The 26,194-nt window shown below is 66.5% G+C and carries 29 protein-coding genes, 1 tRNA gene and 1 riboswitch; of the genes, 13 read left to right on the top strand and 17 right to left on the bottom strand.

Features of this window, described 5'->3' with window-relative positions; translation table 11 throughout:
* Window positions 1-40: 40 nt before the first annotated feature.
* Window positions 41-219: riboswitch (cobalamin riboswitch) on the bottom strand.
* Window positions 220-759: 540 nt separating this feature from the next.
* Genes ACTMO_RS0102615 through ACTMO_RS0102600 form a run of 4 tightly spaced genes read right to left on the bottom strand, consistent with a single transcriptional unit; the run spans window position 760 to window position 5,757 of the window.
* Window positions 760-1,386 carry a hypothetical protein gene (locus ACTMO_RS0102615; protein WP_019853100.1) on the bottom strand — a complete coding sequence of 209 codons (627 nt, stop codon included), beginning with the start codon at window positions 1,384-1,386 and terminating at the stop codon, window positions 760-762.
* A 49-nt stretch (window positions 1,387-1,435) separates the two neighbouring features.
* Entirely contained in the window at window positions 1,436-4,864 is a 3,429-nt protein-coding gene (locus ACTMO_RS0102610) for a WXG100 family type VII secretion target (RefSeq protein WP_026448798.1), read from the bottom strand.
* On the bottom strand, window positions 4,861-5,169 hold the full coding sequence (locus ACTMO_RS0102605) for an ESX-1 secretion-associated protein (protein WP_019853099.1): 309 nt from the start codon (window positions 5,167-5,169) through the stop codon (window positions 4,861-4,863). Before ACTMO_RS0102605 ends, ACTMO_RS0102610 begins: the two co-directional genes overlap by 4 nt.
* Window positions 5,170-5,196: 27 nt before the next feature.
* Window positions 5,197-5,757: a YbaB/EbfC family nucleoid-associated protein gene (locus ACTMO_RS0102600; protein ID WP_019853098.1), complete on the bottom strand. Its 561-nt coding sequence runs from the start codon at window positions 5,755-5,757 to the stop codon at window positions 5,197-5,199.
* A gap of 953 nt (window positions 5,758-6,710) precedes the next feature.
* Between ACTMO_RS0102600 and ACTMO_RS0102590 the strand changes: the two genes are divergently transcribed.
* The 7 genes from ACTMO_RS0102590 to ACTMO_RS0102560 all read left to right on the top strand — a co-directional run bounded on the left by ACTMO_RS0102590 (window position 6,711) and on the right by ACTMO_RS0102560 (window position 13,215).
* Complete coding sequence (locus ACTMO_RS0102590) at window positions 6,711-7,463, top strand: YqcI/YcgG family protein (protein ID WP_019853096.1); 753 nt, start codon at window positions 6,711-6,713, stop codon at window positions 7,461-7,463.
* Window positions 7,464-7,544: 81 nt separating this feature from the next.
* Window positions 7,545-8,366, top strand: coding sequence for an arginase family protein (locus ACTMO_RS0102585; protein ID WP_019853095.1), 822 nt, complete (start codon window positions 7,545-7,547; stop codon window positions 8,364-8,366).
* A 115-nt stretch (window positions 8,367-8,481) separates the two neighbouring features.
* On the top strand, window positions 8,482-9,336 hold the full coding sequence (dapF, locus tag ACTMO_RS0102580) for a diaminopimelate epimerase (RefSeq protein ID WP_026448797.1): 855 nt from the start codon (window positions 8,482-8,484) through the stop codon (window positions 9,334-9,336).
* Complete coding sequence (gene cysK / locus ACTMO_RS0102575; RefSeq protein WP_019853093.1) at window positions 9,323-10,324, top strand: cysteine synthase A; 1,002 nt, start codon at window positions 9,323-9,325, stop codon at window positions 10,322-10,324. Before dapF ends, cysK begins: the two co-directional genes overlap by 14 nt.
* Complete coding sequence (gene metX, locus ACTMO_RS0102570; protein ID WP_019853092.1) at window positions 10,321-11,436, top strand: homoserine O-acetyltransferase MetX; 1,116 nt, start codon at window positions 10,321-10,323, stop codon at window positions 11,434-11,436. The genes cysK and metX overlap by 4 nt, the downstream gene beginning before the upstream one ends.
* A gap of 47 nt (window positions 11,437-11,483) precedes the next feature.
* On the top strand, window positions 11,484-12,230 hold the full coding sequence (locus ACTMO_RS0102565; protein WP_019853091.1) for an SDR family oxidoreductase: 747 nt from the start codon (window positions 11,484-11,486) through the stop codon (window positions 12,228-12,230).
* 61 nt (window positions 12,231-12,291) lie between these two features.
* Window positions 12,292-13,215 carry an ATP-grasp domain-containing protein gene (locus ACTMO_RS0102560; protein WP_019853090.1) on the top strand — a complete coding sequence of 308 codons (924 nt, stop codon included), beginning with the start codon at window positions 12,292-12,294 and terminating at the stop codon, window positions 13,213-13,215.
* 13 nt (window positions 13,216-13,228) lie between these two features.
* Here ACTMO_RS0102560 and ACTMO_RS0102555 read toward each other — a convergent pair whose 3' ends face one another.
* On the bottom strand, window positions 13,229-13,798 hold the full coding sequence (locus ACTMO_RS0102555) for a TetR/AcrR family transcriptional regulator (protein ID WP_019853089.1): 570 nt from the start codon (window positions 13,796-13,798) through the stop codon (window positions 13,229-13,231).
* Between ACTMO_RS0102555 and ACTMO_RS0102550 the strand changes: the two genes are divergently transcribed.
* On the top strand, window positions 13,703-14,161 hold the full coding sequence (locus tag ACTMO_RS0102550) for a DUF1348 family protein (RefSeq protein WP_051099155.1): 459 nt from the start codon (window positions 13,703-13,705) through the stop codon (window positions 14,159-14,161). The two genes, ACTMO_RS0102555 and ACTMO_RS0102550, sit on opposite strands and share 96 nt — an antisense overlap.
* Window positions 14,162-14,239: 78 nt before the next feature.
* On the opposite strand, the gene ACTMO_RS0102545 is transcribed toward ACTMO_RS0102550, so the two are convergent.
* Window positions 14,240-14,623, bottom strand: coding sequence for an IS5/IS1182 family transposase (locus tag ACTMO_RS0102545; protein ID WP_019853087.1), 384 nt, complete (start codon window positions 14,621-14,623; stop codon window positions 14,240-14,242).
* 143 nt (window positions 14,624-14,766) lie between these two features.
* Entirely contained in the window at window positions 14,767-15,672 is a 906-nt protein-coding gene (locus ACTMO_RS0102540; RefSeq protein ID WP_019853086.1) for a DMT family transporter, read from the bottom strand.
* Window positions 15,673-15,697: 25 nt separating this feature from the next.
* On the opposite strand from ACTMO_RS0102540, the gene ACTMO_RS0102535 reads away from it, so the two are divergent.
* Window positions 15,698-17,107, top strand: coding sequence for an aminotransferase class I/II-fold pyridoxal phosphate-dependent enzyme (locus ACTMO_RS0102535; protein ID WP_019853085.1), 1,410 nt, complete (start codon window positions 15,698-15,700; stop codon window positions 17,105-17,107).
* 130 nt (window positions 17,108-17,237) lie between these two features.
* Here the strand turns inward: ACTMO_RS0102535 and ACTMO_RS0102530 are convergent, their stop codons facing one another.
* The 5 genes from ACTMO_RS0102530 to ACTMO_RS0102510 form a co-directional block, all read right to left on the bottom strand.
* Complete coding sequence (locus ACTMO_RS0102530) at window positions 17,238-17,591, bottom strand: nuclear hormone receptor family protein (protein ID WP_019853084.1); 354 nt, start codon at window positions 17,589-17,591, stop codon at window positions 17,238-17,240.
* Window positions 17,592-18,262: 671 nt separating this feature from the next.
* Window positions 18,263-18,502 carry a type II toxin-antitoxin system RelE family toxin gene (locus ACTMO_RS0102525; RefSeq protein ID WP_019853083.1) on the bottom strand — a complete coding sequence of 80 codons (240 nt, stop codon included), beginning with the start codon at window positions 18,500-18,502 and terminating at the stop codon, window positions 18,263-18,265.
* Window positions 18,502-18,900, bottom strand: a complete 399-nt coding sequence (locus tag ACTMO_RS20110) for a DUF6247 family protein (RefSeq protein ID WP_019853082.1) — start codon at window positions 18,898-18,900, stop codon at window positions 18,502-18,504. The genes ACTMO_RS0102525 and ACTMO_RS20110 overlap by 1 nt, the downstream gene beginning before the upstream one ends.
* 60 nt (window positions 18,901-18,960) lie before the next feature.
* The gene (locus tag ACTMO_RS0102515; RefSeq protein ID WP_019853081.1) at window positions 18,961-19,185 is read right to left on the bottom strand and encodes a hypothetical protein; all 225 of its coding nucleotides are present in this window, start codon (window positions 19,183-19,185) and stop codon (window positions 18,961-18,963) included.
* A 5-nt stretch (window positions 19,186-19,190) separates the two neighbouring features.
* Complete coding sequence (locus ACTMO_RS0102510; RefSeq protein WP_084792023.1) at window positions 19,191-19,517, bottom strand: hypothetical protein; 327 nt, start codon at window positions 19,515-19,517, stop codon at window positions 19,191-19,193.
* Between the two features lie 146 nt (window positions 19,518-19,663).
* On the opposite strand from ACTMO_RS0102510, the gene ACTMO_RS0102505 reads away from it, so the two are divergent.
* From ACTMO_RS0102505 to ACTMO_RS0102495, 3 genes are all read left to right on the top strand, one after another.
* Window positions 19,664-20,488 carry a helix-turn-helix domain-containing protein gene (locus ACTMO_RS0102505; RefSeq protein ID WP_169509036.1) on the top strand — a complete coding sequence of 275 codons (825 nt, stop codon included), beginning with the start codon at window positions 19,664-19,666 and terminating at the stop codon, window positions 20,486-20,488.
* 79 nt (window positions 20,489-20,567) lie between these two features.
* Window positions 20,568-20,762, top strand: coding sequence for a DUF397 domain-containing protein (locus tag ACTMO_RS0102500; RefSeq protein WP_019853078.1), 195 nt, complete (start codon window positions 20,568-20,570; stop codon window positions 20,760-20,762).
* A 55-nt stretch (window positions 20,763-20,817) separates the two neighbouring features.
* The gene (locus tag ACTMO_RS0102495) at window positions 20,818-21,144 is read left to right on the top strand and encodes a hypothetical protein (protein ID WP_019853077.1); all 327 of its coding nucleotides are present in this window, start codon (window positions 20,818-20,820) and stop codon (window positions 21,142-21,144) included.
* A 5-nt stretch (window positions 21,145-21,149) separates the two neighbouring features.
* On the opposite strand, the gene ACTMO_RS0102490 is transcribed toward ACTMO_RS0102495, so the two are convergent.
* The 4 genes from ACTMO_RS0102490 to ACTMO_RS0102475 form a co-directional block, all read right to left on the bottom strand.
* Window positions 21,150-21,223, bottom strand: a tRNA-Leu gene (locus ACTMO_RS0102490).
* 316 nt (window positions 21,224-21,539) lie between these two features.
* Window positions 21,540-22,862 carry an NAD(P)/FAD-dependent oxidoreductase gene (locus ACTMO_RS0102485; RefSeq protein WP_026448793.1) on the bottom strand — a complete coding sequence of 441 codons (1,323 nt, stop codon included), beginning with the start codon at window positions 22,860-22,862 and terminating at the stop codon, window positions 21,540-21,542.
* 527 nt (window positions 22,863-23,389) lie between these two features.
* Window positions 23,390-23,833, bottom strand: coding sequence for a type VII toxin-antitoxin system HepT family RNase toxin (gene hepT / locus ACTMO_RS20105; protein WP_019853075.1), 444 nt, complete (start codon window positions 23,831-23,833; stop codon window positions 23,390-23,392).
* The gene (locus ACTMO_RS0102475; RefSeq protein WP_157062770.1) at window positions 23,830-24,252 is read right to left on the bottom strand and encodes a hypothetical protein; all 423 of its coding nucleotides are present in this window, start codon (window positions 24,250-24,252) and stop codon (window positions 23,830-23,832) included. The genes hepT and ACTMO_RS0102475 overlap by 4 nt, the downstream gene beginning before the upstream one ends.
* Before the next feature lie 210 nt (window positions 24,253-24,462).
* Between ACTMO_RS0102475 and ACTMO_RS0102470 the strand changes: the two genes are divergently transcribed.
* Window positions 24,463-25,272 carry an ArsR/SmtB family transcription factor gene (locus ACTMO_RS0102470; protein WP_019853073.1) on the top strand — a complete coding sequence of 270 codons (810 nt, stop codon included), beginning with the start codon at window positions 24,463-24,465 and terminating at the stop codon, window positions 25,270-25,272.
* A gap of 119 nt (window positions 25,273-25,391) precedes the next feature.
* Here the strand turns inward: ACTMO_RS0102470 and ACTMO_RS0102465 are convergent, their stop codons facing one another.
* Complete coding sequence (locus ACTMO_RS0102465) at window positions 25,392-26,159, bottom strand: uracil-DNA glycosylase (protein WP_019853072.1); 768 nt, start codon at window positions 26,157-26,159, stop codon at window positions 25,392-25,394.
* Window positions 26,160-26,194: the final 35 nt, after the last annotated feature.

Below are 26,194 nucleotides of genomic sequence, written 5' to 3'. Positions count from 1 at the left end.
GGAAGGCTCGGGCGCGGAGCCTCGCGGGCGTTCACCACCGCCGTCTCGGCGGGTGCCAGCAGGTTTTCGGGCTCGAGATCCTCCGGACGAGAAGCGCCTTCCCGGGACGTACCCAGTGGCCGTTGCTCCGCCCGTCCCTCACACCGCTGCGCGTCAGCTCCGGATTCGCACCGGATTCCCTGGCCCCCGGTGGGGTTGACTGGCGGCGGACAGCCTAACAGCGCGGCGACGGTTGTTGAACCGGTCGAGTGACGACGTGCCCGGAACCACACGATCCCCGGGCGGTCCCGGTTGTCGGCGTGCAGTCACCGGCCGTCGTGGACGGTTCGGTGCCACGCGGCAGGCCGGTGTTCGACCGCGCACCGGGACCGCTCACCCAGCTCGACCACCGAACCACGCTCCAACACGGCGTGCGCGCCGGCACTGTGTCTTGTCCCGCCCTCCCTCCTCACTGGGACGAAGCCCCGCTCGGACAGAGAGGTACGCTCTCCTCGACTCAGGGGAACCGCGCGGAACGACCGACTGAGCGCTCGGGCCCCGACGCACGAGTCGACACCTCAGCACCCGAACTTGCCTCGGGAACTCATCGATCCGTTATCGGTACTGACGGCGGCGAAGATCGCTGAGGGTTCTACATAACTCGAACCGTGTACCACCGGGTACTCACCTCGGCCGCCCGGGACCAGCGACGAGATCGTTCAAGAACGATATAACTTGGGAATAAAATCCACACCGATCCAAAAAAATCATCTTCACGAACTACGATTGCAAACGAATTTCCGATCCGGGAGGGAGGTCATGAATCTGGACAGCGATCGGCCCGCGGACCCGCATAGCTTCAACGGCATCCTTGACCACAAGATTATCGAAACTAACCTCGCCACCGAACTCGAAAAACTTCAACGGAACGAGGCGCTGACCGGGTTCCAACGGACCTTTCTGGTCCTGCCAGACCTTCGCCAGTATCGATGTTCCGTTAATTTCTGGATTGTCGAGCAACCACGCAGCCCAATCCTCCAGCGAGTAACCAATATGGCTACTACGCGCAGTCTCCGGATCGAACCTGACGAGCGCAGTCCCTTCCTGAATCGCATACTGCATCCCAAGAATATCCTGCCCGAAGCAGAAATACTTGTCAGCCAAGCCGTCAAACGCCTCCTTCCATGTCTCACGGGCGTTCCAGTAGGACAGTTCAGGACCGAATCCATCGCCGCCAGCGTGGAAAATCTGCACACCGGCATTGAACGCGAAGAAACCATTCATCTCGGAGAGCAGTTCAGCAAGCTCTTTCAAAGGAGTGTGCTCGTCGCCGAAGTCCACGGACACAGCCTGCCCGAGCGGGCCACGCGCCCGGCCGAGCAGCTCACGAAGTTTGGAACCAAGCATAGGAAATTTCTCCCGAAGTGTCGTTTCTCAACAGCCTACCAGGATTGGTTCATGATGGCTGATCCTTCTCGTATGGAGGCAGCCCCCAACTCTCATCGGCACCTTCGGGCTTGACTGGAACAACGCGGACTCTGGTACCATCCGGCAATCCACTGATGCCGTGATTCCACCACGAGGACCCGGACGCCTGGTTGTCCTTGGGTCCAGTGATCAACCGCACGCTGGAGTACTGCCCCTCTCCGCGACTCCCTCCTTCGTAAGTACGCGCTGGAGGATATTCGTCACGATCGAGTTGGGGTCCTTGGTGTTGTTCCTTGATTTTATCTGCTTCTTCCCCATGCAATTGATTAAAGCGAGAGAGCGCCTCGTCTCTCCTCGAGTCAGCGTTCTCTTTCTTGGTCTGCGAGTTGTCGATGGTGAGCACCTCTGGATGGCCAGCTTCTTGAGCATCCAAGATATGGCGAGTCGACTCCGGATACTTATCTCCGTTGAGGTACAACGTGTAAGTACCATCGTCGTTCTTGACTCGCACCGAACCTTTGCCATCGAATCTGATATTTCCATTTTTGTCCAGAGGTGGTTCGGTGAGTTCCTCACCTCCCCGCGCCTCGGCGTCCTCCGGCCTTTCGCCGGGGTCCGCTCCGTCTCGGGACGGGTGGAAGCCGTCCGCGCTGTTCGGGGAACTGCCCCCGTCGGGGTGGTGGGTGTCCCAACCGCCGTCCGGGGGCCAGGTGGGACGCCCGTCGGGGCCGATGTCGCTGGCGAACACCCGGCCGTTGCTGTCGGTCCAGGCCAGGCCGCGCGGGGCGGTGACCGGGACGTCGAGTCGGCGGGCCAGGTCCGCCGCGAAGTCCGCGGAGTCACAGACGATCAGCCGGAGCGGTCGCTGACCGTCCCACTCCGGCAGGCGGCGGAGAACATCGGACAGTTCCTCGGGCGAGTAAGCGCGGTCGCCGATGTGGACACGTCCGTCCGGTCCCATATGGGCGTCGAGCGTGAAGTGTCGGCCGTCGTCGGGCACGCGGTGCGCGAGATCCGCCATGTTCGGGTCGGAGTGACCCGAGATCCCGGCGTCGGTGCGGTTGCCGCGCAGCCGCTCGACCGCCTCGTCGATCTTGTGTTCGTAGTCCGGAGTGCCCGGCTCCGGCCGGTCGGGCTCCTCCCTCGGCGCGTCCGCGCCGTCGCCCTCCCTCGTGGTCGGGGACTCCGTCGGTCGCTGCGGACCCTGATCGGGCCCGTCCTGCCCGGTGTTCGGTCGCCGCGCGCCGTCCTCGGTGTCGCGCTGTCGTCCCGGAGTCTCCGTCCGCTCGGGGGAAGACCGGGGTGAGGCCTCGGGCGGGCGCGCCATGTCCGGCCCGCCGGATCCGCGTTCCGGGCCGCGTGGCGGGCCGCTCGGACCGGCGGACTCCGGCCGTGGGGGCGGGGCACCCTCGGGTCCCCGGCCAGGGGTGCCGGGGGGTCGTCCCGACCCCGCGGGCCCCTGGGAACGGCCGGGACCGTGGCCACCGGGGGAACTCGTGCCCAACGATCCGGACGTGCTCGTGTTCGTCGGGCTCCAGCCGTCCGGACGGCCCGCGGTGTCCCGGAACCCACGAGGTCCGTCCTGTGTGGAGGGAGGGCGACCGGCCGCTCCGGGTGTGCCGGGGGTTCCGGTCCAACCTCCTCCGGAACCGGGTCGGCCTCCGCCGCTCGGGCTCGTCCCCCCGGTTCCGCTGTGGCCCCCACTCGTCGGCGCGCCCCCCGGAGCCACAGATCCCTGGGGCGAGTTCGGAGGCTGGTCGGTACGCGGAGTCGTCGTGGGGCTCGTCGGTGTGCCGCCGGGAGCCGTGGGAGCACTCGGGGTGGAGGTGGCCGGGGCGGTGGTCTCGGACGGGCTGGTGCCGGAGGGAGCACTCGGGCTCTCCCCGAACGAGGGCCCGTGGTCGACGTCCGGGGTCGGGCCACCGGTCGGAGTTCCCACCGGTGAGGGGGTGGGGCCGGTGCCACCGGGTGGGTTCGGGATCGGTCCGGCGGGCCCACCCCCTCCGGTACCGGACGTGCCCGTCCCGTCGGAGAGGTCGCCGGAGAACGTCGCCGCCGGAGTCTCCGGAGTCGACGGCCCTCCCGGAGTGGAGGTGCCGTCTGCTGCCCCGTCACCGGGGCGGGGTGGTCCGGATCCACCCGCGTCCGTGTTTCCGGGGCGTGGCGGTGTCGGCTCGGGGTCGACGGGAGCCGAGGGGCCGCCGTCCGGGGAGAAGTCCGAGCCGGGATTCCCCCCGCCGGGTGAGGGTGAGTCCGTTCCCCCCGGAGAAGGGGAGAAACCACGGTCCGGGCCACCGGGTGAGCCCGGGGGCCGTGGAGCTGAGGGGGGCTCCACGGTGGGGTCGGCCCCCGAGGGACTCGCCGGCCGCGAGGAGGTCGGTGTGGTCCGGGGTGGCGCGGTCTCCGGTGCGGAGTTCGGGGCTTCGGGGGTGTGGTCGGAGGGAGTGAAGTCCGGCTCGGACCCGGCGTCCGGTCCGGAGGACGGAGTCGCCCGCGGCTCGGGGGAATCGGGGGAGGAGCCGGAGTCCGGCCCGCTGCCCGGCCCGGAGTCACCGAACCGGGACCGGTGCCCGCCGGTGACGTCGGTGCCGAAGGTCTCGTCGAACTTCTTCCAGGTGCTCGCGGCGAACCTGTCGGGGAGCCCGCTCACCGCGTCGGCCGCCTTCTTGCCGAGCCTGCCGAGCGAGCTCATGATCTCGCCGAAGACCTCGACCATCTTCGTCAACTTCGGCGAGACGTTGCTGATCGTCTTGACCAGCTTCTGGACGACCTCGGCGATCCTGGTGACGGTCTTGGAGACGAAGACGGTGGCCTGGGCGGCGACGACCGGCGTGCCGAGACCGAGGGTGCCGATCGCCTCCAGCGCGTAGGTGATCAACCGTGAGACGCAGTCGGCGACGAGGTCGCGGACCAACTCGCGCACGAACGAGACGACCTCACCCATGATCGTCACGACCGAGCTGATGGTGCTCGCCAGCTCGGCGGCGCCGGACAGCGCCTCACCTCGCTTCGCGGCGTGGTCGCGGTAGGCGTCCCCGGCGGCCCCGGTCCACTGTGTGATGTCGGTCTTGACGGCCCGACCGTACTGTTGGGCCGCGGCGGTGACTTCCTCGGAGACGTTGGCCCAGGTCTGCCCGTAGGCTCGGACCCCGTCGGGGTCGCCCGCGAACCAGTCCAGGGCCTCCTGGAGGGGCTCCACGTGCTCGATCAGCCACGACAGCCCGTACGACATCAGCGTGCCGACCGGGTCGACCGCGAGACTGGCCGCCTCCATCGCGAGCCCGCCGTAGGCCAGCCCCGACTCGACCCAGCTCGAACCGTCCTTGAGGCTGCTGACGTCGTTGACGGACTCGACGATGCCGATGCCGGTGCCCCACCCCGCTTCCCCGGTTCCTTCGGTGAGCGGGCCCGGCCCGTCGGGCGCCTGTTGTTCCTGCTCGACGAGGGGATTGTTCATGTCCGGATCTCACCGAGCATGTCGCTGTTGTCCTTGTCCACGGACTCGTAGGTCCCCGCCGCGTCCCGGAGGTTCTCGGCGGTCTCCCGCATTCCCTCGACTGCCTTCTTCAGGGTGTCGATCCCGTGCTGCTCCACCGGATCCAACATCCACGCGAAGGGACGGCACAGGATCCCGTAGGCGTCGTTGTCCAGGGAAACCTGCTGCGAGGCGTCCACGGCCGTGTTCAGCCGATCCACCACTTCATCCACTGTGGAGGCGTGTGCGCGCAGTTCCTCGGGGGTGACGTGTACTTGCTCGGACATCGGCGAACTCCCCTCGACGCGGAAGGATCAACGTAGGAAGGACCGGTTCTCGAAGTCGTCGTCATCGTCGTCGGGCTCCTCCGGCTGTGGCCGCGAGCGCGCGGAGCGTTCCGGAGTCGGCTCTGCTCCGTCCTCGTCCTCCGGGCCCAGGCGCATCTCCCGCACGCCGGGTCCGGGAGTCGGCGGCCCCTCGGGCGCGTCCTCCGCCGGAGGTTCCGGAAAGCTCTCGCGGGCCTTGCTCAGGACGTGCTGGACGGCCGGGTCCTCGGTGCCGACCGTCTCGGCGGCGGCCTGTCGCATGAGTTCCGGCAGCCTCGACCGCGCGCACCGCAGCACGCGCATGATCTCGGTGGAGAGCTTCGACATCGACCGGTTGGCGGCGTGTTCGGCCAGGTTCAGGTCCCGCAGGGTCCCGTCCGAGCCCACGGTCACCCGGACCGCTCCGTCCTCGGAGGCCTCGGTCACCGAGATGGCCTCGATCTCGGCTTGCATCCGGCCGAACCTCTCGGCTTTCTCGGTGGCGCGCTCCTGCCACTGCCGGACCATCCGTTCCGCGGCTCCGACCTCCGCGCCGAAGTCCTCGGGCAACCCGCCTCCTCGTCAGCAGCACCTTCCGTTCCGGGCAACGTAACGACTCCACAGCGGACTCCGCGGCGTTTTCCGATGAAAATGGACGAAACAGCCGTACACATTGCTCCGAACAGAGCAGAGGGGAAAGCGAAGACGTCGAGGGCCGTGTTCGGGTCCGAATGCCCTCGTTCGAGGAACGAGTCCAGTTTTTCACACGAACGGACCAAAACCGGTAACCAGTAACAGACAAGTTGTCGATTCCCCTGCCGACAACCAGCGAAAACACCCCCGGCACTCCGGTCTACACGGGCATCGGCTCCCGTCACTCCGGTTCAGCGGAGCTCCCGTGCGCTGTTTCCTTTGGTCGGGTGTGACGACAACCGGACGCCGAGGGCCGGATCCAGCGGTTCGTCCACCACCCGTCCGAGGGCTCTCACCTCTCCGTCAGCGAAACTCCCCACCGAACGGAGCATCCGACCAGCCGATCAGAGTCACGCTCCCCTCACACAGGTCTCCGCTCCCGCCGCTCCCCACAACCGACGAACACCGGTCACCGAGCACCACGAGCACCAAAAAAAACAGAACCCGGACGATCATGTGAAGCTTGATAGGTCACCGAACGCCCGGATACAGTCGCACTGTCTCTCTCAGCGATCAGACAATCTGGTCAACGGAAGGAGAACGAACACTGGGGACATGATTTTCTTCTCGTTCCGCCGTGTCTTCGGCCCGGAACGAGCACACGGCGAACCACGACCGTGCTCATCACGCCAGATCACCACTGACGTTCTCCCGTTTTCCGTCGATGCGTTCGAGCGATGAACCCGTTTCGCACACACACGCTCGTACCTACCGGAGAACACGAGAGAAAACACCCGAAGTGGTTCCATCCACCAATTCCAGTCACGAACAAAAGGATCAAGACGACGTGCAAAGAACTGCGATTCTCCGTCCCAGGCAGGAGTCACCGGTTGAACGCGGAAAACGGACACAGGAAACTCATCTCCCAGGACCAGGTCAGCGCAGGCACGGAAGGGTGGCACCGCGACGCGTTCAACGACATCGCGGCACGGTTGACGAGCAGGGATTTTCCGTGCATATTCTCCAGGAACGCCTTCAGGAAGCGGATCCTGAAGTTCGTCTTCGTGGAGGACCTCACGGAGAGCGGAATCCGACACCTGGCGGAAGGACTCACGGAGTACGTCGACATATCCGAGGAATGGGACGGAAACCTGGATACGTCTTACCCCCTCATCGTGGCCTTCTCTCCGGAGGTCCTGGAGGACAGGCACTCAGTCGCCGAGTACCACGCATTCGGATGGGAGGTTCTGCAAAAACTTCACGAGGTCGATCCCGCACCCTGGCCCGAGGAGGTCGGAAAGGACCCGGAATCCAGCACCTGGTCCATGTGTTTCAACGGAATTCCCCTGTTCTGCAACATGAGCAACCCCGGACACCGGGCGCGCCGCAGCCGCAACCTCGGCAGACACTTCACTCTCGTCATAAACCCGCGAGAACGCTTCGACATCTTCGCGGGGGACACCACGAGTGGACGCAACGTCCGTTCGAACATTCGTAACCGGGTGGAGCGGTACGACGGACTGCCCCACTCCTGGCAACTCGGCACCTACGGATCCGAATCCCTCGAATGGCAACAGTACGGACTGCTGGAGGAGAACGCGGAACGGACGGACAAGTGCCCCTTCAGGTTTCGGGGGCCCTGACCCGACCCCTCGGCGGGAACAGCTCCCGCCCACGACACCGAGACATCTGTACCACCACGTGAAGGACGAGGTTCACTGCTGATGTTCGACCTCATCGTCTCCCGGGGACGCGTAGCCGACCGCGAAGCGCGGATGCTCGAGGGCGCGACGCGCACCGCGCGCGAACTGGAAAGTCGTTACGGGGTTCGAGCCGAGTACGTCGGCACTCCCGCCCCGCCCGCTGACGACGACTGGAGCGTCAGCCTTCCGCAGGCCAAGGACACCCTCGACGGGTTGCGGAAAGCGATGGCCGACAGCGTCCGCAACGACGGCCTCACGGTCATGACGTCGAACACCTGCTCGGCCAGTCTGGCCACACTTCCGGTCGTGGCGCGGCAGTACCCGGATGCCGTGGTGCTCTACGTCGACGCGCACGGCGACTTCAACACCCCGGAAACGACGGACACCGGATACCTCGGTGGGATGGTGCTCGCCGGGGCGTGCGGACTCTGGGACAGCGGTCACGGCGCCGGGCTCCGGCCCGAGCAGGCCGTGCTGGTCGGAACGCGCGACATCGACGAGAAGGAACGTGAGCTCGTCGACTCGGCGGGGGTCCGGGTCATTCCCCCGGAGGAGGCGAACGGGAAGAACGTCCTCGACGCCGTCGACGGAGCACGAGTGTGGGTCCACATCGACTGGGACGTGCTCGACCCGAACGCACCGGTCCCGGCCGACTACAAGGTCCCGGGCGGCATGATGCCGGAACAGATCCGCGACATTTTCGAGTCTGTTCCCCCGGAACAGCTGCTGGGAATCGAGCTCGCCGAGTTCAACGCACCGACCGACGAGGAAAGCACCGAAAAGGCGGTGTCCGTCATCATCGACATGGTCTCCCCCGCGCTGGAGGCCACCCGCCCCTCCTGACCGGGAACCCCGCGTCCGGGACTGACCGTCGTCCCGCCGAACCCGTGGCGCGAGCGCACCGGGGGCAGTCCCGACACCGGGGATCCGATCCGTCTCGTCCCGGGACTCCACACGCATGGAATCGCTCAGGAACTCATCGGAACTTCGTTTCAGCAAGATGCACGGTGCGGGCAACGACTTCGTGCTGCTCGACCTGCGCAACGCGGACCCCCCGTCGCCGGAGGTGTGCCGGGCGTTGGCCGACCGTCACACGGGAGTCGGTTGCGACATGATCCTCGGTGTCCAGGCTCCTCGGAGCGCCGAGGCCGTCGCCTCCTTCGACATCCGGACGGCCGAGGGGGCGCCCTCGCGACAGTGCGGGAACGGAGCACGCTGCATCGCAGCCTGGCTTCTTCGGGAGGGACTGGCAGCGGGTCCCCGCTTCGCTCTCGACAGTCCGTCGGGTACGCACACGGTGGAGGTGCTGGACGAGTACACCTTCACCGTCGACATGGGCACACCACGGTTCGTTGCGGACCACCGCCGTGGTCCGGGTGTCGGGGAGGCCCACGAGGTCGACCTGGACGACGGTCCGCGCCTGCGTTTCACCGCCGTCCGCCTCGGTAACCCGCACGCGGTGGTCGAAGTCGCCGACGTCGACACCGCACCGGTCGCCGGAGCGGGATCGGCGCTGCAGAGATCACCCCTGTCCCCACCCACGGTCAACGTCGGGTTCGCCGAAGTCGTGACACGGGATCACGTCCGACTGCGGGTGTACGAGTACGGGGCGGGTGAGACCCGCTCGTGCGGCAGTGGTGCCTGTGCCGCAGTGGCGGCGCTGATACGACGCGGACTCCTCGACGGCGCGGTTTCCGTCTCCCTGCCCGGAGGAGAACTTCACGTCAACTGGCCGGACCCGGCCGCCCCGGTCCTGCTGACAGGCCCGGCGGCATTCGTCTACGAAGGACGGTTCCCTCATGCCTATCCATGACAGCATTCTCGACACGGTCGGTCGCACGCCCGTGGTCAGGCTCAACAGGATCGCCCCCGAGCACGTCACGCTCTATGTGAAGGCCGAGTCGTTCAATCCCGGTGGCTCGGTGAAGGACCGGCTGGCGCTCTCCGTCGTTCTCGACGCCGAGGCCAGGGGCGAGCTGGAACCCAACGGCACGATCGTGGAGTGCACCTCCGGCAACGTGGGAATCGCCCTGGCGATGGTGGCCGCCGCGCGCGGTTACCGGTTCGTGGCGGTCATGGGCGACACCTACTCGACGGAACGGCGCAAACTCATCCGTGCCTACGGCGGCAGGGTCATCCTGTTCCCCGGCTCCGAGGGCAGTGCGGGAGGCAATCGCAGGGCGGACGCCCTGGCGGAGAAACACGGCTGGTTCCGCCCCAGACAGTTCGAGAACCCGGCGAACCCGGCGTACCACAGGGAGACCACGGCCTCGGAGATCCTCGGTGACTTCGCCGGAAAGCGGTTGGACCACTTCGTCACCGGCTTCGGCACCAGCGGAACGGTGACCGGAGTCGGTCAGATGCTGAAACGCGCTCGCCCCGATGTGCGGGTCACCGCCTTCGAACCGGAGAACGCAGCGGTGCTGGCCGGCAACGAGTGGAACGTGCACAGGATCCAGGGTCTCGCTCCGAACTTCGTACCCGAGGTGCTCGACCCAAGCGTCATCGACGAACTGCTGACCTGCGACGAAGTGGTGGCCCGCGACACCGCTCGCCGACTCGCCGCGGAGGAGGGGATCTTCACCGGCATCTCCGCGGGTGCCACCGTCGCCACAGCGCTGCGTGTCGCGGAGAGCGCCTCCGAGGGGGCGGTCCTGCTCGCGATGCTGCCGGACACCGGCGAGCGCTATCTTTCCACGTTCCTGTTCGAAGGAACGAACGAAGGCTCCGACGACGAGTGGTTGGCCTCTCTCGACACCGAACCGCACGGATCCCGTCCCCGAGGGGGAACAGGCTTATGAAGGAATTCGTCCCTCCGGCCACTCGTTTCGTCGACCTCCCCGAGGGATTCGCGATGCGCCGGGGAGGAACCCTGCACGGCGCCCGGATCGCCTACGAAGCTCTGGGACGGCTGAACGCGGCGCGGGACAACGTCATCCTCATCCTCACGGGGCTCTCGGCCGACGCGCACCCGGCTTCGCACGCGGACGATCCCAGCCCGGGCTGGTGGGAGGCCATGCTGGGTCCGGGAAAACCCATCGACACGAACAGCTGGTACGTCGTCTGCGTCAACTCGTTGGGCAGCTGCAAGGGTTCCACCGGCCCGGCCTCGATCGACCCACGAACGGGCGAGCGCTATCGGCTCGACTTCCCGTCCCTGCGCATCGAGGACATCGCTGACGCGGCGGCCAGCACCGTGCACGCGTTGGGATTCGACCGTCTCGCCTGTGTCATAGGAACCTCCATGGGGGCGATGAGTGCGCTGTCCCTGCTGGCTCGACACCCCGGTATCGCGCGTACCCACATCAACGTCTCCGGAGCGGTGCACGCGCTTCCGTTCTCGATCGCGTTCCGGTCCCTGCAACGCGAGGCCATCCGCTGTGACCCACACTGGAACCGGGGTCACTACGACGCGGAGAGCTATCCCCGACACGGCATGCTCACGGCACGGAAACTCGGCATGATCACCTATCGCTCCCCACAGGAGTGGGAGGGCCGTTTCGGCCGGGCACGTACCGAGCGGGACCCGCGCACCACCGACGAGCCGTTCGCCCCGGACTTCGAGGTGGAGAGTTTCCTGGAATCACACGCCCACCGGTTCCTGCGTGGTTTCGACCCCAACAGCTACCTCTACCTGAGTTACTGCATGGACCAGTTCGACCTGGGTGAGTCGTGCGGGAGCACCACCGGTGAGGCTTTGTCCGGGATGAACCTGGAGAAAGCCCTGGTCATCGGTGTGGAGACCGACATCCTCTTCCCCCTGCGCCAGCAGCACGACATCGCCGCGGGGCTGAGTTCGGGGGGAACCGACGTCCAGTTCCTCCCCGTCGACTCCCCGCAGGGGCACGACGCCTTCCTCTCCGACCCGGACCGGTTCGGCCCCCCGATCTCCAAATTCCTGTCGGTGGGCTGACGAAAAAACACCTCACAGGCCTTCTGCTCCAACGAACGGAGGACGACGTGTCCGAGTACGGCCCGAAGACGGCTCTCGTGACCGGAGCCACCCGAGGAATCGGATTCGAAACCGCACGTCAGCTCGCGGAAAAGGGAGTTCGTGTTCTCCTCTCCGGACGCGCTCACGACCCGACCGTCGAAGCGGCGAGGAAACTGCGGGAATCCGGTCTGGAGGTCGAGCCCCTCGTGCTGGACGTGACGAGCGCGGACAGCGTTTCCGCCGCCGTCGCCGACGTCGAAGACGAACACGGCCGCCTCGACATCCTGGTCAACAACGCGGGAAGCCGCGTCGAGAAGTACGGCAGAAACCCCTCGGAGCAGCCGTTGCGTCAGTGGCGCGAGACGTTCGAGGTCAACCTGTTCGGTCTCGTCGGGGTCACCTCGTCCTTCCTGCCGCTGATCCGCCGGTCCGAGGCGGGACGTATCGTCAACGTCTCCAGTTTGCTCGGTTCGTTGACCAGGCACAGCGACACCGAATCCTACACGTACAGTTCCACGTTCAAGTCGCTTCCCGCCTACAGCGCCTCGAAGAGTGCGGTCAACTCCTGGACGGTGCATGTGGCCTTCGAGCTGCGCGACACGCCGATCAAGGTCAACTCCGTGCATCCGGGTTACACCAGGACCGACATGAACGAGGGCGGCGGGGACCTCGACGTCGCGGACGGCGCCGCGACGAGCGTGCGCATGGCACTGCTCGACAGCGACGGCCCGACCGGCAGCTACGTGCACATGGGAGAAACCGTGCCGTGGTGACTCGTTCCGTCACGGACTTCTCCGCCCGGAAACCACTGTTCGCCCAGGATTGGATCAGCCCATGAGAAGTGTCGCCCTGGTCACCGACCAAGAGAGTCTGCCGGTCGATTACGACATGCCCCTGTTGTCGGAGGCGTGTCAGGAGATCGGTGTGAAAACCGAGGTGTGTGACTGGAAAGATCCCTCCACCGACTGGTCCTGTTTCGACGCCGTCCTGCTGCGCTCCCCCTGGACCTACATGGACCGCCCCCGCGAGTTCCTGGCGTGGTGCGAACGGGTCACCGAGGTCACGCACCTGCACAACCCCCTGCCCGTCGTGCGTTGGAACTGTGACAAGCGCTACCTGACCGATCTCGCCGCCGGCGGGGTACCGACCGTGCCGACCGAGTTCGTCGGCCCCGGTGTGGACCCGCTGTCGGCAGTGCGGGAGTTCTTCTCCGCGCATCCGGGCACCGAGGAAATCGTCGAGAAGCCCACGATCGGTGCCTACTCGAAGAACGTGCGGCGTTTTTCCCGTTCGCAGGTCGTCGAGGCAGCCGCGCACGTCGAGCAGTTGGTCGGCAACGGCGGTCACGTCATGATGCAGCCCTACATGGACTCGGTCGACCGGAACAGCGAAACCAACCTGAGCTGTTTCGGGGGCGTCCACAGTCACGCCATCAGCAAGAGCGCCATGCTCCTGCCGGACGGTACGGTGAACGTGCCCACGTTCGAAAGTCGTGGGGCACGGCACGCCGACGAGGACGAACTCGCCGTGGCCGAAGCCGCGCTCCGTGCCGCGCAGGTGCACCTGGAGTTGGAGAACCCGCCGCTCTACGGGCGTGTCGACCTGGTCCGCGGGGACGACGGCAAGCCGCTGGTTCTGGAACTGGAGCTGTGCGAACCCTCGCTCAACCTTCCCTTCGCCGAGGGCAGCGCGCTGCGGTTCGCCCGGGCGCTGCTCGAACGTCTGCACACCCAGGTGTCGCGGGCGGGGGACTGGTGACGTGGGGCCGGGATCAGGGTGTTCCGAGCAGTGTCGCGACGGCTGCGCGCGCCTGACGGGCCGGGGCGGGGTCACCTCTGATGCCGGCCGTCACGATGGCTCCTTCGGCGAGCAGGAAAACCGGTTCGACCACCGGCATCCCGGTGGCGTGGACCCACGCCGCGATCTGGTCGTGGAATGCCTGCTTGTGTGACCGGACTTCGGCCAGCACCGCCTCGGACGACGGGCCCAGTTCACCGTTGACGTTGATCCAGGCACATCCGCGGAAGCCAGGTTCTGCGAACCACTCGGCAAGCCAGTCGAAGATCGCGAGCACACGCTCACGGGGATCCGCGATCGGCTCCACGCGGGCGGTCAGGCTTGCTCTCCACCGCTGGTCGCGACGTTCGAGCATCGCCACCACGAGGTCCTCCTTCGCCGCGAAGAACCGGTAGATCCGCTTCAGCGGGAGACCGGATGCCGCACGAACCTCGTCCATGCCGACCGCCTGGACGCCTTGCTCGTAGAAGAGCCTCTCCGCCGCGTCGAGCAGGGCCTCGCGGTCCAGACGGCTGAGGACGCATGGAACACCCGCGATCCGCACCGGGTGGCACCGGCCTACACACCGGACTCGACGTGGCGAAACCGGGAGACGTTCGTCCGCGGCCGCGAGGAGATCCTCGCTTTCCTGACGCGGAAGTGGGAGCGCGAACTGGACTACGCGCTGCGCAAGAGCCTCTGGAGTTTCCACGGGAATCGGATCGCCGTCCGTTTCCAGTACGAGTGCCACGACACGGAAGGCCAGTGGTGGCGCAGCTACGGCAACGAACTGTGGGAGTTCGACGAGCGTGGCCTCATGCGGCGCCGCGAGGCGAGCATCAACGACGTCGCCATCCCCGAAACGGATCGGCGCATCCACGGTCCCCGAACCGGGGACGAGTACGGCGTCGACATCCCGCTCGGGTAGTTCCCGGCACCACGCCCTCGCCCGGCGACAACGGTTCGTTGTCGCCGGTGAAGTCCTCCCCGACTTCCGGGGTGGTTCTCAACGGGAGAGGGTTTCGGCCCGGCTGGTGCCCGCCCTCGTCCCACGCCGCCTGATGGAGTCGAGGGCTCGCCGCGACCACTCCGAGTCCTCCCGCTCGTCGAGCCGCTCCTGACACACCCGGTGTAATCGCGTCCACACGCGGTCCTGGCTCCACTCCACGAAACGCCGGTAGACGGTGGGCCAGCACGCGCCGAAAACCGGGGGCAGCTGCCGCCAGGCGCAGTCGGTGACGGCCGCGAACACGATCGCCGCCAGCACTTCCCGGTCATCGGCGCGACGTCGTCCTCCGCCCTGCGGCCGTCTCACCACCTTCGGGGGAACGACCTCCCGGAACAGTTCCCAGAGCTCGTCGGGTACCAGACGTTCGACAAGACCCGGCATATCCCGTCAACACCTTCCTCGACCACGGAGTTCGACACCCACGGCACCGTGTTCCGGCCGACCCCGGAGGAGGCCGAACCGGAACTTCCGTCCGTTCCCGCGCCGCGGGACCAGCGGGATCACCGCCCGCGACACCGAGGGTGTCATTTCTTGACACGTTGCGTGACGACAATGCAGGTGAGCACGATTACTGTGGTCAGTGGTACGGCCGCGCTGAAGTGTTCACCGAGCAGGAGTACGGACCACACGAGTGTCAGCAGTGGCTGGGCGAGCTGGAGCTGGCTCGCCCTCGTCACACCGATGAGGCCCATACCTCGATACCAGACGACGAACGCCCCGAACTGCGACACGGCGGCGATGTAGGCCAGCCCGACGAGAGCCTTCGCCGTGAGGTGCACCGGTTCGGACGGCAGCGCCCACGCGGACACCACGATGTTGACCGGAGCGGCGAGCACGACTCCCCAGGCGATGACGCGCCAGCCCGGCATGTGCGCCGACAGGCGTCCTCCCTCGGCATAACCGGCCGCGCAGACGAGGAGGGCACCGAAGAGGTAGAGGTCGGCGACCGTCGGCTGCCCCCGGTTCTGCAGGAGCGTGAACACGATGACGGTAGCACCACCGACCCCGGCCGCGGCCCAGAACGTGGTCGGTTCGCGGCGGCGTGTTCGCAGGGCGGAGATCATCGCCGTCGCCATCGGGAGCGCCCCGATGACCACCGCCGAGTGCGCCGTGGACGCGGTCTGCAGCGCGAGGGTCGTCAGCAGGGGGAACCCGAGTCCGCATCCCCCCGCGACGACGGCGAGACCGGGCCAGTCGGAGCGGCCCGGCAGGGGTGCCCGCGTCGTCAGGAGAGCCACGGCCGCTATGACGGCGGCGAGCACACCGCGAACTCCGGTGGCGCTCCAGGGGCCGAACCCGTCCAGCGCCCACACGGTGCCCGGGAAACTCAGGGAGAAACCCAGGACGCCGAGCGCGGCGAACAGCGTCCCGTTCGGCTTCGGCAGTAGCGATACCGGCCGAGTGTCGATAGTGCTACGATACGTATCCATGTCCGATGATAGCAGTGCACACGAAATGGCCAAGACTCTCGCTCGTGAGATCGAGGAAATGCCGGTCGGTAGCCGCCTCCCGACGCATCGCGAACTCGTGCGGCGCTTCGGGGTCAGCGCTACTACGGTTTCCCGATCGCTGGCGCTGCTCACCCAGCGGGGACTCATCACCTCACGGCCGGGATCGGGCAGCTTCCGGGCCGAGACGCGGCCGAGCCCACGCACCGGCAGCACCTCGTGGCAGGAGGCGACCCTGGAGCTGACGAACCGTCTCGACTCCCCGACGGGCGCCGCCCGCGGATTCAAAACGGCTGCGCTGCTGGGAACGCTCGCCACCTCGGGCCCCGAGGTCGTCGACCTCAACGGCGGCTACCTACACCCCGAGCTGCAACCACTCACCAGACTCGGCACCGCACTGTCCCGAGCCGGACGACGTTCGCAGGCGTGGGCGTTCCCGCCCGTCGGAGGAATCCCCGAACTGCGCGACTGGTTCGTCTCCGACATCGGTGGAGGTCTCAGTCGCCACGACGTTCTCATCTGCGGCGCGGGGCAGAGTGCCCTGTCGACCGCGCTACGCGCCCTGTGCCAGCCGAACGACCCGGTCGTCATCGAGTCCCCGACCTATCCGGGAACGATAGCGGCCATCCGCGCCGCCGGCCTCCGGACGATCCCGGTTCCGCTCGACCGGGAGGGGCTGCGCACCGACTACCTGGACCAGGCGCTCGCCCGCACCGGAGCGCGTGTCGTCATCGTACAGCCCCTGTTCCAGAACCCCGTGGGAGTGAGCCTGTCCGAACGTCGCCGACACGAGATCCGAACCACAGCCCGCCACCACGCCGCGTTCGTCGTCGAGGACGACTTCGCCCGGCACCTCGCGCACACGGACTCCGGACAGCTTCCCCCTCCGATGATCGCCGACGACCCCGACGGCACCGTCATCCACGTCCGGTCACTGACCAAAGTGACCTCGCCGAATCTCCGCGTCGGCGCGTTGGCCGCCCGTGGTCCGGTGGTCACGAAGCTTCGCTCCGCCCACGTCGTCGACACGATGTTCGTTCCCGCCCCCTTGCAGTACACGGCGCTCGAAGTCATGACCGCCTCGGGGTGGAAGCGCGCGCTGAACACACTCAGCTCGGCCCTGCGGCAGCGCCGGGAAGTCGCCGTCGAGGCCGTGGAGGCGACATTCGGTCCGCACGCCCTGGCCGTTCGACCGCGCGGCGGCTACCACCTCTGGGTGTCGCTGCCGGGGCATCTGGACGGCGAACAGCTCACCGCCGCCGCGCTGGCAAACGGTGTCGCCCTCACCTGCGGAGACAACTACTATCCCACCGAGAGCAACGCCGCACGCGTCCGGATCAGTTACGTCGCCGCAGCCTCGGCCTCGGAGGTCGACACCGGTGTTCGCCGCCTGGCACCTCTTCTCGTGGAACAGTGACCGGGCGTTCTCATCGGAGTCGTCCGGGGCACGCCACCGCCCGAACGGGGGCGAAAAACCCGGAGAAAACCAATGACGGTGCGGATGGCCACACCCGCACCGTCCGCGATGTCAGAGTCGGATCAGCAGGTCACCAGTCGTTGTGACCGCAGTCCTCGAGGTAGGCGAACTGTCCATGCCTGAGATACTTGTATTTCACGCTGTTGCCGCCACTGACTGACAGGCACTGCGAGTCGGGCTGGTTGTTGATAACCATGCGGATGTCCATCTGTTCACCACACTTGTTCGTCACCGTGGTGGTCTGATCCCAGACGTGGATCTTCGTGTCGACCTTGAGGCAGTCCGGCCACGGTGCCGCGTTGGCCGCGGGGGCAGTGAAGGTCAGACTCCCCAGAACCAGAACCACTCCGGCGGCGAGTTTGGACAACCTGCCTAACAAGGGTGTGGTCTCCTCCTCTCCTTCGTATCTCATGTGGACGTTCATTACCCATACCCGAAAAGGACTTTTCGGTCAAGAGCCTCGTGGATCCCCGGTCTTCGCGGGCTTGCCGGGTACCGCGAACACGATCACGTGAGTGTCGTTGTCGACGACGGTGTTCCACCGGACACTGGGCGGGCAGCTTGTGGAGTGAGGAACGAGTCTCCCTCTGTTGTCAGGGCGAGTACTCCGGTGCCGGCCCCGGACGGCGAACGATCCCACGGAGAGCTGAGAGGATTACAGGTTCGCACGGCGCGATCAGGTCGTGGCGGTGTTGGTGAGAGGTCTCGAATCCGCCCTTTGGGGGCGCTTTTGCTCTTTCAGAGACGCAGCCGTCGTTGCGATCCCCGCCAGCCCCGAAGGGCTGGCGCCACGGCAGATGAGCAGGGATGTCCGGGGTATCCACACCCCGGCGGTGACCATCCTGTGACCGACACGCCGACCACACGCTGGGGAACCTCCCGGCGTGTCGGCACACACGTGCCCTCCCCAACCACCGAGCCCCCGTCCACGCGGGGGTGCGTGACCCGATTTTGCCTAAAACCGGCCCACCACGGCCCCGCGCCTGCGGGGAGCACACGGGGGAGACTGTCCCGGCCGGTCGGGGGATGAGAACCGGGGCAGCCAACGACCGCTCGCGGGTGAGCAGCCGAGTTCGGGGCTTCAGGAACGGACTGTCAGAACAGGCGCAGGATGGTGATACGCAGAGTCCGGTCGTGAATCAGGAACACGATCATGATGTTTCCGTTGTCGGCGGTGGTGGTCCACCGGTCGGTTTTCGTGTCGTAGCCGCTGCCGTCCTTGGGGTTCTCGGCGAGCTGGGTCATGCGTTTGTCCACGGCCCGTTGCTGTTTGCGGGGCAGTTTCCTGTAGGCGTCTTCGGCGACATCGACCCAACGGACGAAGTAGCGAGCCATCAGTTCTCCTCCGGGGTGGTGTTCGTTTCGACCTTTTCCCGCTTGCCGTCGGGGGTCTCCCGCCACAGGTCGCCGTTGTCGTCGGTGCGCCAGAGGTTGCCGTGTTCGTCCTCGCGCCACGACTGCCCGTGCTCGTCGATGCGGACCAGTCCGGAGAAGTCGCCGCGGTCGGCACGGGCTCTGATCGCTTCCTCTTTCTCGGTGGGTGGGTATTCGGCCAGGATGGCCGCGCCCCACCAGTCGTCGAGCACCTCCTCGATGTGGCCGGTGTCGTAGTCCTCGGCGACTTTTCGTAGCGCTTCCTGGAAGTCGCGGTCGAACTCGGCGCGACGTTGCGGGTCGGTGCGGTCCAGGGCCTCGCGGATGCACCGCGCCTCGCGGGGGAAGGGGGGAGCCAAACTTTTCTCCTTTCGTGGTCCGGTTGATGGGTACACGGCGTGGAGCACGAACGCCCGGACTCAGCGGCTCTGCTCCTCCAGCGGGATCCTGGTGCACTCCTGGCAGGTGGGGGCCTGGAACCAGTCGAGTTCACTGGGTTGGGTCATCGCGCACTGGACGTTGCACACCGACGTGTCGGCGCTGCGGCCGTCCCACTTGTGGCCGCGGAAGGCGTGGCGGGTCCAGCGGTAGCCGGTTCTGTCCGGGACGGGAAGCCAGTAGTGGTGGGTCTGGGTCGCGGTCATGGGAATCACTCCGTGGGTTTCCGGCGAGGGGTGGGGCCGGGCAGATTCAGGTAGGCGGCGAAGCACTCGGGACAGAACCGCTGGGTGTGCCGCATCCGGTCTCCGGAGTTCGGCGGTGCCTCGACAGGGCCGTGCCCGCCGAGGGTGTCGACCGGCCCGCCGGTTTCCGGGGGAGTCGTCAGCGTGGCGTGCTGTGCCCCGCCCTCGGCCGGGGTGACCCAGTAGACCGTGTGCCCGTTCTCCGGCGGGTCCACATCGAGCATGTCGCGCTCCACCGCCTCCAGCACCGACCGGGCCAGCCCCCGGCCGATGGGTGCTACTGCCGATCTCATTGAGCAAGCACTGTAGGCGATCTAAATCTTTGATACAAGATTTCGAAGTCCCTTTGGGTTGGCCCCTTTAGGTGATAGATGGTGACATGCCTGATCGACTACAGTGCTGTCTTATGGGACTCGGGCCAACAGCACGTAGACGACGGTTGGGCGCACATCTTGCCGAGCTGAGGGAGAAGGCGGGGTTGTCCTTCGCCGAGGTGGGCGAGCACATGGGCGCCTCGCCGCAGACCATCCGTAACTGGGAGAAGGGTCAGGCCAGCATGAAGAAGATGGAGCTGGCCGCCCTGATGGACCTCTACGACGCGCCCCACGAGGTGCGGCAGACGTTGGAGGACGCCCGACGGGAGGGATCCAAGCGCAGCTGGTGGTCGACCTACCGGCTGCCGGAGTGGTTCAAGCCCTACGTGGGGTTGGAGACCGACGCTGCTCTGGTGTGCAACTTCGAACAGGAGCTGATTCCCGGTCTGCTTCAAACCGAGGACTACGCTCGGGCGATCCACACCTCCGGTGGGCACATCACCGATCCCGAGGATGTCGAGAAACGCGTGGCCGCGCGGATGCAACGACAGCGTCGACTACTGGACAAGGACAACCCGCTGGAGCTGCGTGCGGTCATCAGCGAAGCCGCCCTGTACCGCAAGGTCGGCGGCAGAAAAGTCTGGAGTGAACAGCTTGAGCATCTGTTGGCCTTGGGCGAGAAGCCAAACGTGATGTTTCAAGTAATTCCTTACGAAGCGGGAGCGCACGCCAGCATGGCGTCAGGCTTCACAGTGCTGAGCTTCGCCGAACCCACTGATCCAGATGTGGCTTATATGGATGGCCTACTGGGTGGGCACGTCATCGAGGACAACTCGGACGTGACGCTGCTGAAGAACCTGTTCGACGAGCTGCGCTCCTCGGCGATGCCGCAGCGTGAGTCCATTGACCTGGTGCGTGAGATCGCCCCAGGTCAACCCCTGACCTCGTAGTCCGCCCCTGACCTGTCTCGCTAGCCTGGGGCCGTACGATGCACCCCGGCGAGATCGAGACTTTGTGAAAGGGGCGGCAATGGCAGACTTGTCGCGCGCGACCTGGCGAACCAGCTCGCGCAGCGCCAACGGCGGACAGTGTGTCGAGGTCGCGGTGACCTCGGACCTGGTAGGTGTTCGCGACAGCAAGGATCGTACGGCCGGTCATTTCACGGCGGCCCCGGCGCAGTGGCAGGCGTTCCTCGACGCCGTCAAGGCTGACCGCTTCGAGTGACTTAGATCAAACCCCCGGCCCGCCGTGGTCGGGGGCTTGGTGTATGGAGAGGGGCATGAGCCTGCGCCCCTTCCCCGCCGAGTCGGACTTCGGAAAGTGGGACGTGCTGCCCGCCGACCCGGCCGAGGAGGAGATCGACCACTCCCACCCCGATGTGGTCGACGCCCTCCAGCGTCGGGAACGCCTCAAGGAGAACTGGCGCGCCGACCTGGAGTACCCCCAAGGGGTCTGGAACGACGAGGCCATCGAAGCACACCCCTGGTGGGCCGAGGCATGGCGCAACTGGCTGCTACGCCGCTCCCACGAGGGCATCTCTCACATCAACGGCTGTATCCGCCGCTGGTCACAGGAGAGCACAGGCGCGCGGCACACCTCACCCTGACCGAGTGCCCCCGGTCGGACTCGAACCGACACTCCGACGATTTTAAGTCGTCTGCCTCTGCCGATTGGGCTACGGGGGCTTACCGCTGGAATCGTCACCGACGACACGTACGGCGACCAGCCCACACCCGGCTTTCTTAGGACGCTTCGATCGTGCCGTGGGTTCCAACTCGGCGGAAACCGCCATCTGGAGCAACAAGAGTAACTCCCTGTGCACGCCACCACGGTAGCTACTCCATATGAGCTAAGTTAACCACACTTTCAGGCGATACTCGTGGGGCGGATTCCAGAAGAAAGCCACGGAGGATCAACACCCCGGAAACGAACACACGAGGCCGCGCGCCGGACGATCCGACACACGGCCCCCTTCGCCACGAAACAGCCGCCCGGCCGACGTCAGCTGGCTGCGGCACGCTTGAAGTCCGCACGCGGATTGTGGATCTGTCCCATCGAGACGACCTCCCGCCGGAACAGGAAGGCCAACGTCCAGTCGATGATGATCCGCGCCTTGCGGTTGAACGTGGGCATCTTGCTCACGTGGTAGGTGCGGTGCATGAACCACGCGACGAATCCCTTGGCCTTGAAGCCGTAGACGTCGGCCACACCCTTGTAGAGGCCGAGCCCGGCCACCGAGCCCGCGTTGCGGTGGTAGTACTCGCCGGTCTTGCGGCCACGCAGTGAGGAGATGACGTTCTTCGCCAGTTGGTGAGCCTGGCGGACGGCGTGCTGGGCCGAGGGCGCACAGGTGGCGTTCGGATCCTCCTCCGCCTTGGACAGGTCGGGCACGGCGGCGCAGTCACCGGCAGCCCAGATCTCGGGGTTGCCCTCGACCTGGAGATGCGAGGTGGCCTTGACCCTGCCCCGCTCGTCCAGGGGCAGATCGCTGTTCTTGAGCACCGGGTTGGCCTTGACACCGGCGTTCCACACCAGGGTGTCGGTGTCGAACTCGGTGCCGTCGGAGAGCACGGCGTGTCCGTTCTCCACCGACTTCAGGAAGGTGTTCAGGTAGACCTTGATCCCCCGCTCCTCGAGGGCCTTGACCGTGTAGACGCCCATCTTCTCGCTGACCTCGGGCATGATCCTGCCCGCGGCCTCGATCAGCGACCAGCTCATGTCCTCGGGGGAGATGGACTCGTAGTAGCGGGTGGCGTAGCGGGCCATGTCCTCCAGCTCGGCCAGCGCCTCGGTACCCGCGTACCCGCCACCGACGAAGGTGAAGGTCAGCAGACGCTTGCGCAGCTCCGGATCGGAGGTGCTCGCGGCGGCGTCCATCTTCGCCAGCACGTGGTTCCGCAGATAGATCGCCTCGCCGACGGTCTTGAGGCCGATTCCCTGCTCGGCCAGACCCGGGATCGGCAGCAGACGGGAGACGGACCCGAGAGCGACAACGAGCACGTCGTAGCCCAGGTCACTGGAGACCCCCTCGGGATCCTCCACCGTGACCGATCGCTTCTCCTTGTTGATTTCCGTGACACGGGCGGTGAGTACGTGACACCGCTTCAACACTCGTCGCAACGGCGCTACCACGTGACGGGGCTCAACGTTGCCCGCCGCCGCTTCCGGGAGGAAGGGCTGGTAGGTCATATGCGGCTGAGGGTCGACGACCGTCACCGAAGCCTCACGGCGGCCGAGCTTGGACTGCAGACGCAGCGCGGTGTACATACCGACGTAGCCGCCGCCGAGAATGAGAATCCGGGTGGGATCGGATTTACCAGCCATGCCCCTATGGTCACACCATTAGGACAGCAGGCATCCCGGCGGCCCCCTCAAATGTGACACCGCTCGCGGGTGTCCCTGATCACAGTGAACGACGTGTGCACGCCCGTACGCACTGCGTCCACGACGCGCCCGGTGTGTTCCGAAGAACGCACGCCACGTGTGCACCGCCGTCTCGTCGAACGATCCGAACGGCGGTGGGATCGGCAACCCCACCCGCCTACGGAAACGACGAACGGTCCGAAGAAGTCGATCTCGCCAACATGTGTGTTCAGCATACCCGATGTCCGAACCGGGTGTCGCCACTCACCACCTCGGCGCGGTTCCGGACGGCACACGCCTCTCCCCCGAAGTCTCCGGAGAGGCACGCTCGCCGCGGTCCCGTCACTGTCTTCTCTCCCGACTCGCGCCGGTGAAGCACCCCGCGCGGCATCTCCGGGGCGAGCCCGCCGGTGAAGGTGTTCGCTCCCGCTGGTGCGCACGGCTCCGTGGACTCGCCGCCCGAAACCGAGCTGGCGCTCGAACACGACTCAACCGGTCGCCCGGTCGTACACGAACCCGGCGACCTGCCTGCGGTACTCCGAGTACGTGTCGAGCGCGAGCGGAACCGCGGCCGCGACGATGTCGTAGTTGATGCGGATGTACTCGTGCACGATCGCGTTACGCATGCCTACCGAAGGCTTGATCCTCCCGACGAGCTCCGCCGTCAACACGCGCGTCCGCTCCATCAGATCGAAGCTGTCGCGGTAGTTCTCCGGAGCACGTCCGAGGAGGACCGAGCTGATGTGCGTATTGATGTCAGCGGCCAGATCCACCAATCGACAGGTCAGTCGTTCGACGGCGGCCGCTGTCACTGGCTCGGAGCGCAGCCTGCTCGCATCCAACGGAGTGATACTCCGCAACGTCGTCGTCGCCCGGTCGATCGCGTCGAGCTTGCTGTGGAGAACGTCCACGTCCAGTCCGTCGCGTGTCATCGCCCGGCCATCAGCTTGAGGTCGAGCAGGCGGAGGTGTCGAGTCTCCATCTCCGTGGTCAACGCCGCCATCTGCGCCAGTGTGAACAGGCTCGGCTCCGCTTCGTACAACAACAGGCTCCGCGGCCCGAGCGCCCGGGCAGCGGCCACGACACCGGCGGTGTTCAGGTCGAGGAGATCGATACCGTCGAAGCCGGTCAGGTCCATCAGGTCATTGATCAACCCGATGGCGTCCAGCGCGACTCCCGGGCGATGCCGGCACGCGATGTCCAGGTCCGCCGGCGGTCGCGACGGCTCCCGCTCCACCGCGCTGCCGTGCCCGACGAGCAGATCGAGATCGTACCTGCGGCACAACTGCTCGACTTCGCCCGACTCCACGGCGGAGTGGAGTCGCCCGAGCGCTTGGCGCGTCGTCGTCATCACTGCTCAGCATAGCCGAGTGACCAGTGGGCAGCGATCACGCACCGAGCCCGCCGGTGAAGGTGTTCGCTCCCGCTGGCGCGCACGGACTCACGGGAGAGATCACTCGCGCTCCTCCCGTGCCACGTCGTCTTGACATGCAGCCTCATGGCTGCTTATTTTTGACAGGCAACCACGAGGCTGCCTAACTGAGAGTCACCGTAAGGAGCTATGGACGAGATCTTCAGAGCGTTGGCCGACCCGAATCGGCGTCGGCTCCTCGACAGTCTCAACTCCCGGAACGGTCAGCGCCTGCGCGAGCTGTGTTCCGGCCTGGACATGGCCCGACAGTCGGTCAGCAAGCACCTCGCGGTGCTCGAGGAGGCGAACCTGGTCACCACGGTCCGCAGCGGCAGGGAGAAACTGCACTACCTGAACGCCGCACCGATCAACGCGATCGCCGACCGCTGGATGCGCCGGTACGACCGGCGGCGCGCGGAGACCCTGGCCGACCTCAAAGAGGCATTGGAGTCAGCACCGACGAGCGACACCGCTTTCGTGTACACCACCTTCATCAAGACCACACCGGAGCGGTTGTGGCAGGCTCTCACCGATCCGGCGTTCACTCGTCAGTACTGGGGGGTCGCCTTCGAAACAGACTGGCGCCCGGGCTCCCCCATGGTCTGGGAGGAGAACGGTCAACGCACCGCTGATCCGAACCAGGTCGTGCTCGAGGCCGAGCCGTACCGCAGGCTCTCCTACACGTGGCACACACCGACCCCGGAATGGGCGGCCGCCGCCGACATCGACGAGGAGCTGCTGGCCACGCTCGCCGCCGAGTCCCGGTCGAAGGTCACGTTCGAGATCGAACCGTTCGGACAGACGGTCAAGCTCACCGTCATCCACGACGACTTCCCCGAGGGGAGCACGATGCGACAGATGGTCAGCACCGGCTGGCCGCAGCTGCTCTCCGCGCTGAAGACGCTGTTGGAGACCGGCGAGACACTACCGACGGTGCCGGACGAGACACGGCAGAGCTGACCACACCGTCCTACCGGGACGACAGCGGCCGTCTGCGCGCAGGGCGGTGTCCCGCCCATCCGACGTCACCGCGCCACGAGCACGCTGGGGGCAACCGGCACCATGCGGGATGAACGGCTTCACGGGATCCCGGCCGACTCCTTCGCGTTCCGAAGCACCCCGCGCAGCATCTCCGGCGTGAGCCTGCCGGTGAAGGTGTTCTGCTGGCTGACGTGGTAGCAGCCGAACAGGTGCAGCTCGTGGCCATCCCGGTCGCGCAGCGTGTGTCGCAGCCCGTGCCCGAACTTCGGCTTCGGCCGGGGAACCGCCCACCCACCGGCGGACAACACCGGCAACAGCGCCTGCCAGCCGTAGGACCCCAGCACCACCACGCTGCGCAGCGTGGGTCGCAGCAGCTCCAGCTCCCGCGCCAGCCACGGGCGGCAGGTGTCCCGTTCCGCCGGGGTGGGTTTGTTGGCCGGCGGAGCGCAGCGCACCGGAGCGGTGATCCGCACCCCGTACAACCGCAGCCCGTCCCCGGCGGACTCCGAACGCGGTGCCGAGGCCATGCCGACGTCGAACAACGCCCGATAGAGGAACTCACCCGAACGGTCCCCGGTGAACATGCGTCCCGTGCGGTTGGCCCCGTGCGCGGCCGGGGCCAGCCCGACGATCACCACGGACGCGTCGGCCGGGCCGAACCCCGGCACCGGCCTGCCCCAGTAGTGCTGGTCCCGGAAAGCGGCCCGTTTCTGTCCGGCCACCCGCTGCCGCCACTCCACCAGCCGAGGGCAGGCGACGCAGTCACACACCCGCTCGTCCAGCTCGGCCAGGGAGGACGCCTCCGGGGCGGCCCCGGCGGGGTCGGTCAGCGGCCGCCGTCGCGGCCCGGAACACGAGTCACACACCCGACCACGGTGACACGGCGTATCCCGGTTGTTCC

The sequence above is a fragment of the Actinopolyspora mortivallis DSM 44261 genome (assembly GCF_000384035.1).
Taxonomy (GTDB): Bacteria; Actinomycetota; Actinomycetes; order Mycobacteriales; family Pseudonocardiaceae; genus Actinopolyspora; species Actinopolyspora mortivallis.
Note: the sequence above shows the minus strand (reverse complement) of the source record. Positions and strands in the feature narration are given on the sequence as shown.